We start from the raw sequence: 19,569 nt of genomic DNA, 5'->3' as shown, positions 1-19,569 counted from the left end.
GCGGGCCGGAAGGTGCGCGGCCACTCCTGGTGGTTCCTGGTGACGACGCGGGAGGTGCCACGGGTGCCGGCGGAGGTGAAGGAGGCCGTGCCCCCGGCGCTGCCGGTCCGCTCCGTGCCCGGCGTGAGCGTGAAGCCGCCCGTGCCGCCGAGGGTGAGGGTGAACCCGGTGCTGCGGGAGGCGGTGAGGGTGAGGGCGCTCGCCGACGCGGAGTTGATGTTCTCCAGGCCCGAGTAGGCCAGCAGCGCGCCGCGCAGCGCCGCCAGGTCGGTGCCCGGTGCCGGGCGGGCGTTGAGCGCCACCTCCACCAGGTGCAGACCGGTGCGCCCCCGGTAGGGGAAGTGGAAGCGCCGCCAGTGGCCTGCGCCCGCGGACGCCAGCGACCGCATGCCGGTCACGGCACCGGCCTCCGCGATGCGCGCGTCGAGCCCGCGGACGTGGCGGCCGTCCCCCGGCATGAGCGAGCCGGGCGCCTCGTCCTCGACACCGGCGCGGATCGCCTCGGTGAAGTCGTCCAGCGGGCCGGCCGGCAGCGCCTCGGGCACGGTGGCGAAGCCCAGCGACCGGCCGCCGGCGCGGGCGAAGTAGCGCGGCAGCAGCCGGTCCATGGGCAGCTGCGCCGGCTCCAGACCGGCCAGCCGGGCCAGCTGCGGATCCTGCCGGACCAGGGTTTCGGTGGCCCAGAACACCACGCCGCCGGGAACGGTCACGGCGTACGCCACCGAGCTGTGCGGGCCGACGCCGACCGCGTTCGCGACCGCGTTGCGGTGGCCCTTGCGCAGCAGGACGAGGTACGTGGCGTCCACCCGGAAACCGTGGAACCGGTCCTTGGCGTGGGCCTCGGCGGTGACCCGGTCGGTGAACGCGGCGTCGGTGTCCGTCCGGCTCTGGGTCACCGCGGTGTTCCGGCCGCCGCTGCCGGACACGCTGCCGGGGTGTTCACCGGTGTGCGAGCCGGTCAGGCTGGTGGAGACCGCCTCGGAGCGGCCGGAGGTGGTGCCGCGCCAGGAGGAGTCGGTGCTGGTGAGGTCGTTCTCCGCGTAGGTGGCGGCGTCGGGGTTGTCGCCGCGGTGGCCCATCCCCTCGTAGACCGCGTGGTGCAGGTAGCCGCGGATCTCGCCCTGGAGCTCGGTGCCCACCAGCGAGCCCGCGGTGTCGGCGTCGACGACGTAGACGCCGCGGAAGATCTGCGGCGAACGGGAGATCAGGCTGGTCGACGACGACGCGGCCCGCAGCACCTGCTGGACCGGGCTCTCGGCGTCCGTCATGGACTTGCCGACGGTCATGTCCTTGAGCCAGTGGGCCGGTTCGGCGAAGGCGGTGATGGCCGAGGGCAGCCTGTCGATGAGGTCGGAGCCCTGGGAGGAGGCCCACCGCAGGATCCGGGCGAGCGCGCCGGGTTCGGCGGCCGTGGTGGCCGCCGGGTCGATCCCCTTGAGCATCTGCCGGAACGCCGACATCAGCGCGCCGCTGCCGATCGCCAGGTTGACATGGGCCTGGCCGGGCAGCAGCACCACGTCCTGCGGGCGGTCGCCGCCCGCGTCCGGTGTCATCCGCGCCTTGCGGAAGTCCTCGGCGTTCGCCCGGCGGATGGTGACCGGGCCCAGCGGGGCGGCCGGGGCGCCGAGGGTACGGCTCAGCGGCACGGCGAGGGAGACGATGCCGTCCTCCGTGTCGAACGTCGCCAGCGGGGTGTCGCCGTTCTCCGAGAACACCCTCATGGTGAAGGTGCCGGGGATGTCGAAGACCCCGAGCCCGGACTGGGCATAGGTGAGCAGGTCGAGGCTGTACCCGGCGGCGGATCCCGAGCTGTCGCCGGTGATCTGGCGGGTGGCGGAGACGCTGTACGGGATGCCGCCCGCCACCGTCCAGTGGTGCGGGGCCGGGCCGCTGATCTCGGCGGAGACGTTGCCGAACAGCGACTGGCTGGAGCTGCTGGACTCGCTGCCCGCGACGCCCATGCCGTTGGCGTTCATCAGCGACCAGCCCGGCAGGTTCTTGCGGTGGTGCGGGGACGTGCCGTCCGTCGGCTCCACGGACAGGTCGATGGCGAGCCGCCAGACCCCGTACTCCAGGGGCAGCTCGACATAGAGCGGGTGGCCGCCGTCCATGGTCGCGCCCAGCCCGCCGCGCCGGCCGATCTGGGAGCGGGCGATGCGGAGCTTGCGGGCGTTGGCGAGCCACGCCATCAGGATCGCGCTGTCGTTCAGCCAGTCCAGGCGCTGCGGCGTGGAGGGCGCCAGGAAGCCCATTTTCCGCAGCAGGGTCTCCAGCTTGTCGAAGAGCGGCCCGGTACCGGTGACCTTCAGGGGGGTGACGTCGACCGGGAGACCGCGCAGGGACGCCACCTCGGACGGCAGGTGGCGCTCCTGGCCGGGCTCCACCGGAACGCCGGTCACATCGGCCAGCGTCGGCACCCGCATGGACTGCCCCTGGGGGCTGGGCAGCTCGAAGGTCTCGGTCCGGCCGCCCTTGGGGAGCACGAGCGCGGCGTAGTACGTGATGTCGGCGTCCGTCAGCAGGTGCGGGTTCTCGCTGACCAGGCTGTACCAGTCGTACGCCGTGCCGCCGGAGTTGAGGGTGCGGGACCGCTGGTGCTTGTAGCCGCCGCCGAAGACGAAGTTGCCGTCCGGGCTTTCGGAGCCCTGGAAGGTGGTGGCGACGGTGAACTCGGCCCGCTCGGCGTTGGAGACCGTCAGCGCGGTCTTGGCGCCGACCAGGTGCAGCAGGTCGTTCTCCAGGATCAGCTTGTTGCTGCTCCTGGCCAGAACGTCGGGGCTGAAGGAGTTGATCCGCGCCCAGACCTCCAGATAGCCCAGCGGCTCACCACTGTGGTCCAGCAGGATCGGCGAGAGGTACGCCTCGGCCAGCATCAGCGTCGGGCCCGAGCGCCGGTTGTTCTCGTTCAGGAACTCCCGCAGCGCGGCGGCGGACTCGTCCGACATGCGGCGCAGATGCGGGCGCAGCTGCGGGGCGGCGAGGAACGCGTCGAGCAGTTCGGACGGGTCGTGGATGGTGTCCATCCGGTGCAGCGGCAGCTCGTCGGTGACGGTCCGCGGGTCCGCGGGGATGTCGTGCGGGGACACCGGGCCGAACGGGCGCGGCGGCATGTGCTGGGTGAGGTAGTGCGGGAACCACGCGGTGAGCCGGGCGGGCGAGGTCTCGGCGTCGCTCCAGTCGTCCTCGGCGTGGGGTGTGGGCTCCGTGGGGCCCGGGGCGGGTACGGCCGTGAACTGCCAGCTCATCCCGTAGTCGTAGGCGTGCGAGGGCTCCGAGGAGAACGCCAGCGCGGACATCGCGGTGTAGTTCTCCGGGACCGTCATGGTGACGACCTGCTGGTTGTGGGTCAGCGTCAGCTTCGGGGTGAAGGTCTGCGAGGCGACCGCCGGGTTCTTGGAGTCGTGGACCGCCCAGGTGCGGCCGTAGGAGAGCGGCAGGCTCCGGACGTTCCCGGTGCTGCTGGTGTCGCTGGTGTCGACCGCGGTCCGGTTGCGCTCCTCGATGTGCACCCGGCGGCCCTCGGGTGTGTCCTCGGTCATCGTGGGGGCGGGCCGGTGGCCGAACAGCTCCAGCCGCGCCGACACCTGGTACGTGCGGCCCCGGTAGGTCACCGTGCGGGACATTCCCTTGCCGCTCAGCACGTACGGCAGGGCGTCCAGCACCTCGTCGCCGGAGTACTGGGCGGCGATGTCCCGCTCCAGGGCGGCGATGTCCTCCGGGTCCTGCGCCTCCAGCGCGCCGGGCGGCAGCTGGGTCGCGGCCTCGGCCCGTACGGCCCGGCTCAGGTGCGCGTGCAGCCAGGTGAGGGTTTCCTCCGGGAACGGCATGACGTGCACCGAGCCCTGCAGCCCGCGGTGGCCGCGGCCGAAGCCGGTGACGAGGGCGGAGGGCCCGGGGGTGGCGGGGGCGTCGTCGTCGGCCTCCGCGTCGGCCGGGTCCCGCCCGGCCGGACCGTCGTCCACGGGCGGCGCCTCGCTGGGGGGCGGCGTCTGCGGGCGCGTCCCGGGGACGGTCAGGGCGGACGTGGAGCTGGGCACGGGCCGGACCGGGGGCGGGGCGTCCGTGAGGGTCTTGGGTTCGACCGCGTTCCTGAAGCGCCAGTTGTCCGCCGTCGGCTTCGCCACCTGCGGCGAGGGGGACAGGGACAGCACCGGGTACTGCGCCCCGCTGGGGTGGGCGATCCCCGTCGTGGCGTAGGTGGTCGTCACGGAGCGGCCCAGCCGCTTGCTCAACGCGATCGGCAGGCGGGGGCCGCCCAGGCCGGGGACGTCCAGCACCAGGACGTCATCGGGATCCCGGTCCACCAGCATGGGGTGATAGGCCATCAGCTCCACGAACTCCGCGAACGGCACCCGGAAGACCCGCGTCTGGCTGCCGAAGCGCAGGCGCAGGGCGTCCGGGTCCGACGGATCGTAGGACGCCCGCACCACGATGGGCACCGACCGGTTCTCAACATCGGTGTCCTTGTCGTCGTCCTCATCGGCCCACGGGGCGTCGACGAGGCCGTCGGACGTCAGGATCCTGGAGGTGTCCAGGCTGTTGATCTTCGCACCATCGGTGGACCAGTCGATCCCGGCCTGCGCCCCGTCCAGGAGCGGGTCCGTCATCCGGTCGGCCCGTGTGAAGGCTCCGGCCGTCTCCAGGTGGAACGCCGCCAGCGCGTCGGGATCGGCGGCGTCATGCCCCCATGCGAAGGCCCTGGTGACAAGCCGCCGCAGATCCGCCCGGACGGCGCTGCCCACCGGGTCGGCCGTCTCCAGGTGGAGGGCCTTCCGGGCGAGCGCGTCGAGGTCCGTACCGGGCCGGTCCAGCAGTTCATGCTCCTTGACCCAGGCCCAGAACGTCCGCGAACGGTGGGTGCCCCTGATGCCGGAGACGGTGGTCCCCATCGTCGACGCGACGACACGGTCCCACTGATCCCTCGTGAGGCCGTTCTTCCGGAAACTCGTCATGTCCACGGCGGGCGACAGCGTCACGAAGTCGCTCAGGGGCGCGCCGGCGGCCGTGTCCGCCGCTTCCAGGAGCACCGCCCGGTAGTCCGCCCGGCGCGCCTCCGGCCGGCCCTGGGGGAGCTTCGCCGCGACGATCCGGTGGAAGAGGTCCATCGTGAACGGGCCCGCCGTGCCGAACCGCGCGTCGGCGTGCCACATCCGGTCCAGCGCGGCGGCCCCGCGCAGCAGCCTGGCGTACTCGGGGTTGTCCTCGACGCGTACGGCGTCGTCCACCTCGTTGCCCAGCGCCAGCTTCAGCGCACGTACCAGCCGCAGCGTCCGGTGCCGCTGCGCCGCGGACACCCTGCCGTCCGGGCCGCTGAAACCGATCGCCCGCGCCCGGCGGTTCAGTTCGGCGGCCCTGGGCTCGGGGAAGAACTTCGCACGCGCGGACCGCCGCCCCTCGGGGTCGGTGTATATCAGGCGGTAGTAGACCCGGTTTGGCTTGCCGTCGTCGTCCTGCACCGCCGTCGTCCGGATGGTGCAGCGCACCTTGCGCCGCAGGCCGTTCGCGTAGCGCTGTCCGACGGGCACGTCCTCCAGCGGGTCGGCGACGAACGGCCCGGGGAAAGCCCGACCGCTGTGGATGTAGGAGGGCGCCCTCCGGTCCCGCGGCGATCCCGCCCAGCAGATCTCCAGGTCGGCCCAGTATTCCTTGGGGAAGACGGAAAGGCTGTTGCGCCGCGCGCGGGCATACCGCTGCGTCTCGTCACCGTCCAGTATGCGCTGGTCGCCGTCCCGCAGCGGCAGCGAGATGCCGCCCGGATGCCCGTGGAGGCTCTGGTAGACCGCCGGGGCCGCCTCGTCCGGGTCCGCCGGGGTGAAGCGCGCGGATTCGGTGCCCGTGGCGGGGTTGTAGTGGGCGAACTCCGTCATCTGGTCGATGTGGCGGAGCTGTCGCTCACGGCCGCCGGCCAGATCGCCGCGCTCGAAGGCGACCCGTCCGATCTGCTTCTTCGTCAGCTTGCTGACGAGGGCCCAGGTCTCCACCTGGTGGTGCCAGTCGGGCACGTCGTCGGGGGAACCGGGGTCCAGGTCCGCGGGGTTGGGCACCCAGTCGCCCTGGGGGTGCCCCGCGTGGTGGACCACCCGGATCCTCGTCGGCTTCCCCGCCCGGACGGTGAGCTCCACATCGCCACTGTGCGCGTACACCAGACGGCCGGTACGGAACGCGAGCCGGCGCGCCAGGTAGAGGAGGCCGGAGCCCGCGTACGGGACGGCCAGCACGATCGGCACGTCCTTCGGCAGCCTCGACAGCACCGCGTCGTGCGCCATCAGCTCGGCGAACTCCTCGATGCCCAGTTCCCGGGTGGTCTTGTCCGGCCACGGCACCACGACCTTGTCCCGGTCCCCCGACGCGGCCACGACATAGGCGGACTCGTCCCCCTCCCACGGCTGGTCGTCCAGCCCCAGGCGCGTGATGGTGCCCTGCTCGTCCTTCTCGGCCAGATCGACCGTGGTGGTGTCCAGCTCGCGGTCGCCCGAGCCCGTCCAGTTCACCCCCGTGCTCTCGCCCAGGCCCAGGTTGTCGGTGAACCGGTAGCGGTCGTCCAGGACGCCCTGCCGCTGGGCGTGGAAAGCGGCCAGCCCGGCGAGGCTGGTCGCCCGGCCCGCCGCGTCGGCCTCCCGCACCATGTCGAACAGCTCGTCCCGGACGCCCCGGTCCACGGCCGTGCCCTCGGGCAGGTGGAGGATCTCCCGGGCCAGGGCGTCCAGATCCATCGCGCCGTGGCGCGGGAGCCTGCGCTGACGGCGCAGCCGGTCCAGGATCTCCACCGCCTCCGCGCGGGGCTCCATGGAGATCTCGATCGAGGTCGGCCTCGGCCACTGCGAGACCAGTCTGTTGGCGGGGACCTCGGGAAGGCCTCGGCCGGCCACGGTGAAGTGCCCCGCCTCCAGGCGCGGCTGACCGGCCGGCCGGTTCCGCTGGAGCACGGCCAGCGCACGGCCCAGTTCCTGCAGCAACGCCAATTGCACGACCTGGGCCCGCCGCGCGCCACGGTCCTGGGCCGCCGCTTGCCGGACCGACAGCTCGGCGTTGGACCGGAAGTCGTTGCCGTAACCGGAGATACGGACCGTCGGCAGGTCCACCTCGGCCCGCTGGTTCCGCAGCCCGGCCAGGGCCAGGCGGCGCGCCAGGTCGCGGACGTGCGCCGCGTCGGCCTCCGACAGCGCGAGCGCCCCCTTCGCGAAGCGCACGTCGGTCTGTGGAGGCAGCGCGGTACGGGAGGCGGGCTTCGAGGCCGGTGCGTCGTCGTCGGAGCCGGAATCGGAGGACTCCTCGTCCGAGGAGTCGCTGTACTCGGATCCGGCCGACGAGGAGTCGTCCGAGAACAGGCGGCTCTCGGAATCGGAGGACTCGGAGGACTCGGAGGACTCGGAGGACTCGGAGGACTCGGAAGCCTCGGAGGACTCGGAGGCCCCCGACTCCGACTGCGACTCGTCGGGGGCGTCCGGCATGTCGTCGTCCGAGTCGGTGTCGGTGTCGGTTTCCGACGACGTCTCGGCGTCCGGCATGTCGACGTCCGGCCCGTTCCAGGCCGGCGGTGCCGCGGACGACGACGCCGCCGGCCGGGGGCGGGGCGCGGTGGCCTCGGTCCAGCGGGGCCGCAGGCCCAGCTCCCGCCGCAGCGTGTCGGCCAGTTCCACGGCCGACCGGGCGTCGGGCCCGTGGTCGAGCAGATGCTCGGCGACGTCCCGTACGGCGGCGTGGAACGCGTCCTGGGCGTAGCGGACGTCGGCCTGCGCGGCGTGGGCGGGGACGGGCAGCACCAGGAAGGCGGCGAGTTCCCAGACCCGGGCGGGGTCCGGCGCCGCGCCGTCGTCCCGGGGCCCGGTGCCGTCCTGCGCCTGCTGCGCGCCGTCCTGCGGGGTCGCGGTCGGGCGCGTCGTGGCCGCCGCCGCGAACGCCTCGTACGCCGACCGCCACAGCCGCCGCGACACCTCGGCCGCGACCGCGTCGATCCCGTCCGGCCCCGGCCCTGACCGGTGCAGCAGCAGCCGGACCTGGTCCAGCGGGGACACACCCCGCGCCTGGAGCCGGCCGCCGTTCAGCTTGGCCTCGAACGTCTGGGTCGCCGTCAGCTCGCCACCGGCGGCCCGCAGGTCGTCGACGGTGACGAACTCGGCCGGGTCCAGCGTCGGCGCGCCCTGGCGCAGGTCCTCGGCCCGCACCTGGCCGGCGAGCCACCCGCGCCGCTCGTCGCCCAGGGCCGGGACCGGGAGCGCGGCGGTGTTCCCGGGCGCGGTGGCGGCGGCCAGCTCGGCCGGCGGGACGCCGAGGTCGTACAGCCGTGTGCCGGCGTCCTCCAGCCGCGCCAGGGCGTCCTCCAGCCGCTCCTCGGCGGCGGCGCGCTCCGCGGCGTCCGGGCCGGTGGCCGTGGCGGCGTCGGCGGCTTCCGTTGCCTCGGCGAGGAGTGCCAGCGCCTGGGCGTGCTCGTCCCAGGCGAGCGCGACGGTCTCGGCGTCCTGGCCGCCGTCATCGGGCAGGCCGTCGCCTGAGGGCAGCGCGGCCGGGGCGTCGGCCGGCTCCCCGGCCTGCGGCGCCTGGTCGCCGATCCCGTAGGTGACCGTGGGGGTACCCGCGGGCGGCAGTGCCCAGGGGGGCCGCGGGGTGGGCGGCGTGAGGTCGCGCGGCCTGATCAGGCCCCAGTCGGACGCCAGGGGCCGGCGTCCCGACGCGTCCGGCGCCACGTAGACGGTGAACGTCCGCGACCCCGGCCGGCGGTGGATGCCGGTCCGGCCGTACGTGGCCCAGACCCCGCGGGCCGAGTTCCAGGCGCCCTGCCCGGGCAGGGACCCGGCGAGGGGCGCCCCGGCCGGGGGCCGGGCGCCGTCCGCGACCAGGAGGATGTCGACCCCCAAGGGCGCGCCGTGCAGCTCACTGTCGCGGAAGACCAGTTCGCCGAACTCGCGCGGCGGCACCGGCGCGCCCAGGAAGCCGCCGTCGAAGACGTACGGGAACGGGTTCGGGCGGTCCGGCGCGTACCAGGGGGCGGGGACCGTGGCGACCTCGATGAGCGATCCGTCGGGCGCGTAGTCCATCAGGGTCACGACGCCGGCGTCGAAGTCACCGTCCAGCGCGGCGGCGCCGTGCGACAGGTCCCGGCCGTTGATCAGGCCCGCCGGGTTCTTCCCGAGCGTACGGTCCGACAGGGCGCCCCGGGTCTCCAGATCGTAGGCGGCCACCTCGGGGAGGGAGATACGGCCCACGGCCAGCGCCCTGCGCACCAGCGCGACCGCCTCGTCGAACCGCGCCGGGTCGGGGCGGTCGAGGTGCAGGACGCGGGCGGCGAACTCCCCGTCGTCGACCACGGTGTCCAGCAGTTCCAGCAGCCTGACCTCGGTCCACAGCAGCCAGGACAGCTCCGCCTCGCCCACCGGCTGCCCGTCCTGGATCCCCAGGACCTCCCGGGCCATGGCCTCGGCGCCCGGCGTGCCCGCCGAGGGCAGCCGGTTCAGCGCGGTGGCCAGGTGGGGCAGCACGACGAAACCGCCGAGGGGGCGCCCGGGCCCGGCCTGCCACGCGGCGTCGGCCCGGGCCAGCACCTCCTCGATGTGCTCGGGGCCACCGGGCCGCATGTCGGGGCGGCTCGGCGGGAACGCGCGCACCGTCCGGTGGAACAGGTCCAGGGTGAACTCGCGGACGCCGTCGCGGTCGAGGGCCGGGTCGCGCTCGCGCATACGGTCCAGCGCGCCGATGCCCCGGAGCAGGTCCGGGTAGTCCGGCCGGTCGTCCACGTCGGGGTCTTCGAATGCCTCGCGCAGCGCGCGCACCAGCTTCAGTGCCTGATAGCGCACCGCCTCGGACGCGGGGCCGGCTCCGTTGTGGAGCCCGGCCGTCCGGGCCCGGTCGTCGAGCGCGGTACCCCTCGGCTCCGGGCGGTGCTTCACCAGGGAGCCGCCCTCACCACGGGCGTTGGTGTGCACCACGACGACCGGAATGCCGTCCGCCAAGGTCTGCACGGAGATGCGGTGGCGGGGGCCGTATACCGTCATCCCGGTCTCGTTGGCCTGCTCCTGTCCGACGCCGACCACGGCGAGCGGGTCGGGGGCGAACGGCAGCGGGCCGTCGTACTTTCCGCCCGCGAAGACGCCGCCGACGCCCGGCGGCACCGCGGAGAAGCAGATCAGCTGCGCCCCGTTCCGGTGCGGCGACGGCTGGACCAGGCCGAACCAGCGGGCGACGGCGCGGGCGTGCTCACGGCCGCTCTTGTACCGGAGCCCGTCCCTCGTGGCCCAGACCACGGTGCCCGGGAAGCCGTGCAGGCCGGTGAAGACCGTACTGCCGGGCGGCCAGGGCACGTTCCGCTTCTGGCCGTACTCCTCGAGCTGGGCGTCGTAGGTCACGAACGAGGTCACCGCGGGCAGCTGCGCGGCGTGCAGCAGCCGGTCCCGGCCGCCGTCGGTGTCGGCGCCGATGTCGACCGAGACGAAGCCCGTCACCCAGCCGTCGGTGTCAGGAAGGGGGAAGACGTCCGCGTCCCGCACCCAGTCGTCCGCCCCGGTGTCCGGGGGCACCGGCCCGGGCGCGGACATGAAGAAGTCGCCCCGGGGCCGCCCCTCGTCGTCCACCAGGCCGAACACCCGGTGCCCCGGCCGGTCCGGAAGCTCCATCACGGCCGGGAAGCCGCTGGTGGCCACCACGTTGCGGTTGTGCCGGGCGGCGAACATCCGGGATCGGACGGGGACCCGGCCGAAGCCGGGGATCACCACGGCCACCGTGCCGTCCCACGGGAGGGCGGTCAGCACCGGGTCGAGCGCCATCACCTCGTTGAGCACCTCGAACGGCACATGGCGCTGGAATCCCGCACGGCCGCGTACCAGGAACTGGTGGTCGCCGGAGGTGGCGAGGAGATACGGGCCGGGGCGGCCCGGTCCGGAGGCCCACAGCGCAGGCCGGACGTCGTTGAAGGTGCTGCCCTGGTCACGGCGGACCTGCACGGCGGTGGTGCTCAGGTCGAGGTCGGCCGGGATGGGGCTGTCCGTCCAGTTGATCCCCCGCGGACGGCCCCGGGTGTCGGTGACGCGGAAGCGGTCGTCGAACACGCCCCGGTCCACGAGGTACAGCGCGCTCAGGCCCGCCAGGCCCGTCGCGTTCCGGGCCTCGGGCGAGGACGCCAGCCCGATCAGGTCGGCGAGCCGGTCGCCGGTCACCCGCTCCTCGGGGGTGAGCAGCAGGACGCGGCGGGCGAGCCGGGTCATGTCCAGCGGGCCGCGGCGCAGCTCGGGGTCGGTCTTCCGGAGCCGGTTGAGTTCGGTCCGGGCGGTCAGCTCCTCGGGCGTGAGCTGGACCGCGGGCCTGGGCCCATACGGGCGGCCGAGGGCGCGGTCGTGCCGCTGCCGCCCGCTTCCGGGCCGCCACCGGGAACCCCGCCGCGACCCGTTCCCGGGCCGGTACCGGTCCGCCCGGCCCGGTCCGGGCCGGTGCGTCGTGCGAGGTGCGGACCCGCCGGGTGCGGGGCGCCCGCTGTAGGTGGCGCCGGGGTCGGTGGCCGGATCGCCGGTGGAGGGGCCGGGCTCCGTGGAGGAGCCGGGCTCCGTGGAGGGGCCGGAGGTGGTGCGGCCGGCGGGGGTCGTGGTGGCGGCGAACCGGGGGGTGGCGGTGCTGCCCTCGTAGTGCTCGGTCCCTCCCTCGGGGTGTCCGGTCGGGCCGAGCTGGTTGCTGTAGAAGAGCTCGATCTCCCATGCGGCGCTCGCCGGGCCGATCCCGCGCCGCATGCCGCGCTGCGTCGTCCGGCCGTCGGCCCGGCGGTTGGACCAGGCGATGTCGATCCGTGCGTCGAAGGCGTGGGCCAGCAGGTGGGGGAAGGTGTCGCCGATGTCGGAGTTCCAGCGGTTGCCCCAGTTCAGGACCGCGGCGCGCAGGCCGGACAGCTCCCGGTCGTCCAGGGGGGTGTGCCGGAGGACCAGGTCGCCCAGCTCACCGCGCAGTTGCGCCGCGCTGGGGAACCGGCGCTGGTCCGGTACGGGGACGCCCAGCTCGGTCAGCCGGGTCACCAGCTCGACCTCGTCCATCCGGTCCACGGCCGCGGCCAGCCCGTCGGGCACCGAGTTGCGGTACTGCAGGACGATCTCGACCGGCAGCCGTCCCCGGTTCGCGGTCAGGTGGTCCGCGACGAACCGTTGCATGGCGTCGAGGACATGGCGGTCCGGGCGGCGGGGCGCGCCGCCGCGCGCCAGTTCGGCGCGGACCCGCGCGGGGTCGGACAGCCAGGCGTACGCCTCCCGGTCGGCGCGTGAGCGGGCGTCGGCGGCCAGGCCGGGCAGGGCGTCGCGGACGAGCAGCGGGTCGCTCGCCATGAAGGCGTGCAGCAGGCAGTTGCCGTCCATGGCCACCGGCAGCGGCCGCCCCCGGGCCCAGCCGGTGGTGCCGCCCACCGGGGACGTCATGATCGGCGTCCGGGGCGGCGCCTTGGGCAGCTTCCCCTCCGGCGGTGCGCCCTTGGGCGGTGTGCCCTCCGGCGGTGTGCCCTTGGCCGGTGTCGTCTCCTCCGGCAGCTTGCCCTTCGGCGGTGTCGCCTCCGGCAGCAGCTTCGTGGGTGGCCCCTCGTGGGGCACCCCCTTCAGCAGCGGCGCCGGGGGCATCGTGGACGGCTCCCCCGTGCGCGGCCGCTTGGCGGACGGCCGCACCGCGCGGAACGGCCGGGCCCGCCGCTTGGCCCCGGCCCGCGGGCGGGGCCGCCTGCCGTCCACCGCCGGGCCGGCCGTGGTCCCGTCGGCGGCGCTGCGGCCGGCCGAGACGAAGTCGGCGGGCGTACGCGGCCGCCCGTGCCGGCCGGGGCCCAGGGCGATGGTGGTACGGCCGTCCTCGTCGGTGAAGAAGTCCGCCATGCCGTACGCGCTGTACGCCCTGGTACGCGTGCTCCGCGTGACCGCGTCCAGCAGCCGTTCCACGGCGGGCCCGGCCGTGGCGGGGACGTTGTGCGGGAGCAGGATGACGATCTCGCTGCCCGTGGGACGCTCGGGGTCGATGGCGAGCAGATGGGCGACGTCCTCCGCCGGGATCCGCCCGGACAGCAGCCCCTCGCCCAGCGGGCCGTGAGCCCGGAACACCCACGGCCCCGGGCCCGTCGGCCGGTCCCAGGGAGCCGGGCCGGTGACGTCGAAGCTGAGCTTCCCGTCGGGCCCGACCGCGACCAGGGTGACCTCGCGCAGGTCGACGTCGAGGGTGTCGAGGCGCCGGTCCCCGTCGCGGCCCACCGCCGTGCCGTCGGGGCGCCGGATGACCCGCTCCGGGGCGAACAGGCCCCCGGTCGCCAGGCGGAACGTGGCCAGCCGCAGGCTCCGGCTCAGGTCGATGTCGACGTTCGCGGCCCGTTCCAGCAGCCGGACCAGGTCCCGGCGCCGGGCCGGGTCGGGGGCGGTCAGATGCAGGACGCGGGCGGCGAAGGCGTCCACGTCGTGGCCGAAGTCCCGGACGGCGGTCACCCCGCGCTCCGCCAGGCCGAACCCGGCCAGCACCGCCAGGCTGGGCGCGGCGGCCGTCTCCGGGGCCATCGCGAGGCGCAGCAGCTCGTCCCGCTGTGCCTCGGTCACGGGCGTGTCGGGGTCGAGCAGCAGCACATGGCGGGCGAGCGCGTCCATGTCCAGCGGGCCGTCGGCGAGTTCGGCGACGTCCGCCCGCAGGGTGTCCAGCCGCTCCAGGACGTCCCGCAGGACGCTGGGGCGGACCAGCGCCCGGCTCCCGGTATCGGCCGGGGGCATCGCCGGCCAGGACGACAGGCCCTCGTTGACGGGCCGTTTCCGTCCCCGGCCGGTGGGCGGGGGTTTCGGCGCGCCCTTGCCGCCGGGCGGTCCGGTCGGGGGCAGGGTGGCCACCGGCGGGGGCGGCGCGGGGCGGGTGGTCGGTGCGGGCCGGGTGGGCGGCGGCGGGGCCGGCTTGGTGGTGCGGAAGGTCCAGGGGCCCCGCGGGTTGAGGGGTTCGCGAGGTGTCGCCGCGAGGAAGTCGCCGCCGCGCTCGTACAGGACGATGGCGTTGTCCGCGTCGGGCGTGGCGGTGCCGAAGGTGTCGATGGTGCCGTTCTCGTGCACGTAGGTCACGTGCAGGTCCCTGTTCTCCGCCACCAGCTGGGCGGCGAGCAGGGCCGTGTCCCGGGTCCAGCGGCGGGAGTTCCGCAGGTGGGCACGGATCAGGCCCTCCCGCACCCAGCCGGGCGGCGTCGGCCAGGACTCGGGCAGCCGGCCGCCGCCGCGCTCGAGCTCCCGGCGCCGCTCGGGGGTCAGCGGGCGGTACCCGGCCTCGTACAGGTCGTCCTCGGTGAACGTGGCCCGGGGGTCGAGCCGGGCCGTGCGCGGCAGCGGCACGGTGTCCATCAGCTCGATCAGGTCGTCGACCACCCGGAACCCGGGGCCGCCCCTGGGATCCGCTCCCAGGGCGACGGCGATCGCGGAGTAGAACAGGTTCCCTTCGCCGACCTGCGGGGTGACCAGGTCGTAGACGTAGCCGTCGGGGTCGGTCAGGATATCGACGTCGGTGGCCGCGTCGAACTTGGGCTGCTCCGCGTAGGTGGCGTCGTCCAGGCCCTCCCAGGTCCACGGGCGGGTGGCGTGGGCGGTCAGCAGGGAGTCGTCCACCGGCGGCTCGGGCTTCGGCCGCGGGGGCGGGCCCTCGGCCACGGCGGCCGCCTCCACGGCGCGGAAGTGCCGGTCGGCCAGGTACAGCACGACGCGCTCGTCGCCGGAGCGCAGCGGGCGGTCGGGGTGCGGCGAGAAGTCCTGGTACGTGCCGTCGTCGCGGACGACGCGCACGCCCACCCCGTACGCCCGCGCCGCGAGCGCGGGGAACAGGTCGGCGGCGCTATGGTCCCAGCCGGTGTCGTTCGCGGCGTCGGCGGCGCGCCGCAGCTGGGCGGCGGCGAGCCCGCGGCGCTGCGCGGGGCTCAGCGGCTGGTAGCGCCGCTCGGGGGTGGGGCGGTCGCCGGCGGAGTGCGGGATCACGCCGAGGGCGTCGAACTCCCGGCGCTGCGGGGTGTCGGCGCCCAGGTCCAGGGTCGCGGCGCCGAGTTCGGCGGAGGTGAAGGTGTCCGTCTCGTCCGGGGAGAAGTACGCCAGCAGCGGCGAGTCGTCCGGCAGCCCCTCCACCGCGTCCGCGAGCACGTTCCGCAGCCCGGCGGCGCGCAGCGGGGCGCCGTCGGCGCCGGTGCGGGCCGCGGGCAGGGCGCGCTGGAAGGCGCGGAGGAAGGAGTTGTCCGCGGGGACGTCCAGCAGCCGGTGGGTGGTCCCCTCCGGGGACTTCAGCGCGGGCGCGCCGTCGCCGAGCGCGGTGACCTCGGTGTACCGGGGCGGCGTGCCGGAGGTCTCGGGTTCCTTGCGGAACGTCTCGTCCCGGGAGTCCTCCGGCCGGTCCGTGCCGGTGTCGCGGGTGTCCGTGCCGGTGTCGCGGGTGTCCGTGCCGGTGTCGCGGGTGTCCTTACTGGTGTCGTCGCCGGTGTCGGCCCCGGTGCTCTCCGGGGCGGAGGTGTCCGACCCGGAGGTCTCTCCCTCGGACAGTTCCTCGGGTGTCTCCTCGGCGATGGAGCCCAGCCCCGGCGGCCGCGGCACCGGCCGCTCGCGGGGCACCCGCGGCCGCTTGGCCGGCTTCGGCTCCGCCGACGGCTCCTCGGTGATGGCACCCAGCTTCGGCGCCTTGGCCACCTTCGGCCGGTCGGAGTGCTTGGCCGGGTTCTCCGTCCGCTCGGTCTTCCCCGGCTCCCAGTCCGTCATCTTCGGCTCGGGCAGCCCGGCGCGGGTCGGGACCGCGCCCTCCTCGCCGCTGGGCGGGTCCTCGGGCAGCCGGTGCCAGCGGGTGAGCCGGTCGGTCTGGGCGCGCAGGTGGTGGAGGGCGTCCGCCGCGTCCTCGGCCTTGCGCTCCTGGCTCCGCACCTCCGCGATACGCGTCTCCACGGCGCGCTCGGCGGCCCGGTACGCCTGGGCCGCCGCGTGGGCGGCGTCCCGCGCACTGGCCACGCTCTCCTCCGCCGCGGCCGTACGGCTGTCGAAGACCCGTTGTGCCTCCGCCGCCATCCGGTCCCGCTCCCGGCGCCGGATGGAGTCGACCAGGGCGTCCGCCTCGGTCAGCGCCTGCCGGGCGCTTTCCACCCGGGCAGCGGCGGCGGCGCGCTTCGCGGGCGTGGCGTCGTCCGTCAGACCGGTCAGCAAGGCGCTCTGGTGGGACCGCAGCGCCTGCGCGGCCAGTTCCGTGGCGGACCGCAGCTCGTCGGCCACCGGGGCCGGGAAGTCCTCGGGGGCCTGCCGGAGCGCCGCGTCGGCCGCGGCCCTCGCCGCCGCGAAGTCCCGCCGCGCCGCCGCGGACTCCGCTCCCGCGGCGTCCTCGGCCTGCCGCCGCTGCCGCCGGGCCACCGAGCGGGCCACCATGGCAGCGGCGGCGGCCTCCCGCAGATCGGGGAGGTCCCGGCGCAGCTCCCAGTACTTCGCGTCCTCGTCGGCCCATGTCTTGGCCGCGTCCTTGACCTTGTCCCAGGCCTGGGCGACGGTCTCGGGGAAATTGTCGTCGGTGATCAGCCCGAGCTGGCGGGCGACGTCCTCGCGCACCCAGGCCATCACATGGGTCTGCGCCTCGACGGTCTGCGGGCCCGGCCTGACGCCGCCGAGCGAGCCCATCAGGTGCTTGCGGATCCATCTGCTGGCCGGCAGCTCCTTGAACTGCCGGTGGACGTCGGCCACGCTGAGCCACGCGGTGGGGATGGCGAACGCGAACACCCGGCCCGTGCTGGGTTTGACGTTCACCTGGCGGGCCTGATCGGTGGCGATCACCCGGCCGTCGCTGTCGGAGGTGTCGGCGCCGGTGCCGGAGGCGCCCGGGTTCGCCGCGCCGACGGTGTCCGACTTGAGGGCGGGCGCCGCGCCGAAGACGGTGTTGTGGTCGCCGCCCTGGGAGGCGGTCGCGTTGTCGCTCTGGGTGACCCGGACCGAGGACTCCATCCGGGCGCCGTCGGCCACCGCCATCAGCCGCGCACCGGCCAGGTCCGGCCGGGAGAACACCCGCAGCGCGCCCTCGGAGCGGTCCGCGAAGCCGTTCTCGGTCAGGCCGGCGGTCTCGTAGCCGTCGTTGCCGGAGGCGTGTTCGAAGAACGCGGACAGCGCCCCGGCGCCGTGGGAGTCCTCCAGCACCTGCGCGGAACCGGTCCCCTCGGCGGTCAGCGGATTGACCCGCGCGGTGCGCAGGACCCGCTCCAGCACCTTCCCGGTGAGCCGGCCCGAGGTGGTGGCGAGCCGGTTGTCGTACGCCTTGGCCAGCGCGATGGTGCTGGCCGCCAGGATGCTTTCGGCGCCGATGATGTTGCGGACGTGGAAGCCGTTCCGGGGCGGGATGAACGGACCCTGGGTCCCGTCGGGCAGGGTGACGGCGCGCCAGGAGTCGAAGACCCCGGTGATGTCGCTGCTCTTCTTCAGCGGGGAGTCTTTCCCGGTGAGCACGTTCACCGCGGCCGGCTCGTCGCCGAGGTCCGGCGGGGCCAGCGGGTCGGGTCCCTTCGCCGGGGCGGTGCTCGGGCCGGTGTCCGGCCGCATCAGGCTGAGCGGGACGATCTCGCGCTGGACGCCGACGTCCCCGCTGTGCTCGATCCGCCGGGTCTCCGGGTGCCGGGGCTCGTTCCCCCGCACCCGGCCCATCTCCATGGTGATGCGCAGCCGGTAGCGGGTGGCGAACTCGGCGTGCGGCTCACTGGTGTACGAGGTCCACAGCCGGCCCCGGACGCGGGCGTCGCTCGCGGAGACGTTCTGCCGGTTGGAGCCGGTCTCGGCCATCGACGGGCCCGCCATCGGCACGTTGGTGTCGCCGGTGTGGACGCCCTCGTTGACCTGGGTTCCGGCGTCGCTGCCCCGGCCGCTGGAGAAGGAGTCGCTGAAGCTCTCCACCGCCCAGCGGTGGTCCTCCAGCTCGGTACGCGGCCACAGCTGGACGAACCGCTCCTCCCCCACGGGTTCGAGCTGGGCCCGGATGCGTACGTTCCGCCCGCCGATCCGGATCCGCTTCCAGCCGGGGCCGCCGATCCTGGCGGTCACCCCGGAGCCCGTGCCCATCATCTCCCGGCGCAGCGCGCGGGTGACCCTGGCCGAGGTCAGCCGGTGGATGGCCTCCCGGCTGTCGTCGTCGATGGCCAGGTCGTCCAGCTGCCGCTCGAACTCCTCCACCACCTTGGAGGTGTCCAGGGAGTTGACCGGGTACGTGGCGAACGGGGCCTTGCGGAACCATCCGGGCTGGGTCCAGTTACGCCGGGTGTACAGCGGGCCGCCGCCGAGTTCGTCGCCCTGGATGAGGCCGAGCCGGTGGGCGATCCGCTCGGGCAGGTGGCCCAGCCAGCCGCCCTTGATGACCTGCCGCTCCCCGGCCCAGTCGCGCAGATGGCGCACCACCGCGCCCAGTGGCGAGAGCACACCGGAGGAGCGCATCTCGGCGGCCACCTCGTGCTCGGCGTCGCCGGCGGTGAGCACCTGGTGGCCCTGGTCGACCCGGTTGATGTCCGAGGTGACCGCGCGGGTGATGGTGCCGCTGGAGCCCCGGGTGCGCCACCACGGCCGCCACACCAGGCCGTAGTTGCCGGTCACCGGCGTGTTCGTCGGGTGGGAGTTGCCGTAGACGGCGGTGAAGCCGGCCGACTGGGTGAAGGACTTGCTCTGCACCCCCGACGCCTTGGTGCTGCCGCCGACCGTCATCTCGGTCTCCATCGGCACCGGCCGGGTCAGCGCGCGCAGGTTGGTCACCCGCATCCGGTGGACGACGGTGGCCAGCCAGTCCATGTAGGGGCCCTTGCCGAACAGGCCCGTGGTGCGCGACCCGGTCGCGCTCGCGTTCTGGTCGACGTTGGCCGTCAGGAACTGCGGCTGCTCCGGGCGTACGGCGGCGTCGTGCGCGGGGGCGCCGACCCGGGTCAGCTGCCACCTCTTGTGGGACGCCTTGGCCAGAACCCGGTCCACGATCCCCGGGGAGTTCTTGTCGGCCACCACCGAGAGAGTCTGGTGGGGCAGCCCGTCGAGCGGCCCGGCGTCCCGGTCGTCCTCGACGGACGAGTCGAGCAGCTTCCTGGCCTCGTCGCGGGTCATCGTGGAGCGGGTGACCTGCTTCTTGTCCAGGTACGGGTTGTCGGCACCCTTCGCGTGCGGGTCGGTCTTCGGGGAGTGCTCGGACGGGACGCTCAGCAGCACCTTGCCCCGGATGGCCGGGATGTCGGAGTCGCCGCCGATGATGTCGCCCCGGCCCTTGGGGCCGCGGACGAAGAGGGACGTGCCGAGGATGCCGAAGCTGACCAGGCCGCGCAGCAGGCTCCGGGGCCGCCAGTAGCCGCCGGTGCTCACGGTGAAGGAGACGTCGTAGGAGAACAGGTTGCCCGGCTTGGTGGTGATCGACATCTGGTCGAACGTGGCGGTCGCGCCGTAGTTGGACTCGTCGCGCGTCTGCCAGGCCGCCTGGTAGCCGAGCTGCCCGGTCAGGGCATGGGCGGGGAACCCGATCTCGTCGACGGCGGTGTCCCGCATCGACGCCATCGCCTCGAAGCCGAACTCGGCCCCCTGTACCCCGTACTGGCTCTCGTCCAGGGTCATGGAGCCGGGCGCGCTGTGGCGCAGGATGGTGTCCGTG

The 19,569-nt window shown here is 74.5% G+C and carries 1 protein-coding gene (running past both ends of the window); it reads right to left on the bottom strand.

This entire window lies inside a single protein-coding gene on the bottom strand: locus ACFZCY_RS06635, encoding a lonely Cys domain-containing protein (RefSeq protein WP_391169930.1). The 61,377-nt coding sequence extends 11,761 nt beyond the window's left edge and 30,047 nt beyond its right edge, so the window shows coding positions 30,048-49,616 (codon 10,016, partial, through codon 16,539, partial); reading right to left, the first codon wholly in view occupies positions 19,566-19,568. Both the start codon and the stop codon lie outside the window.

This window comes from Streptomyces sp. NPDC007983 (genome assembly GCF_042958345.1).
Taxonomy (GTDB): domain Bacteria; phylum Actinomycetota; class Actinomycetes; order Streptomycetales; family Streptomycetaceae; genus Streptomyces.
The sequence above is the reverse complement of the archived record's forward strand: the minus strand, read 5'-3'. Positions and strand labels throughout refer to the sequence as shown.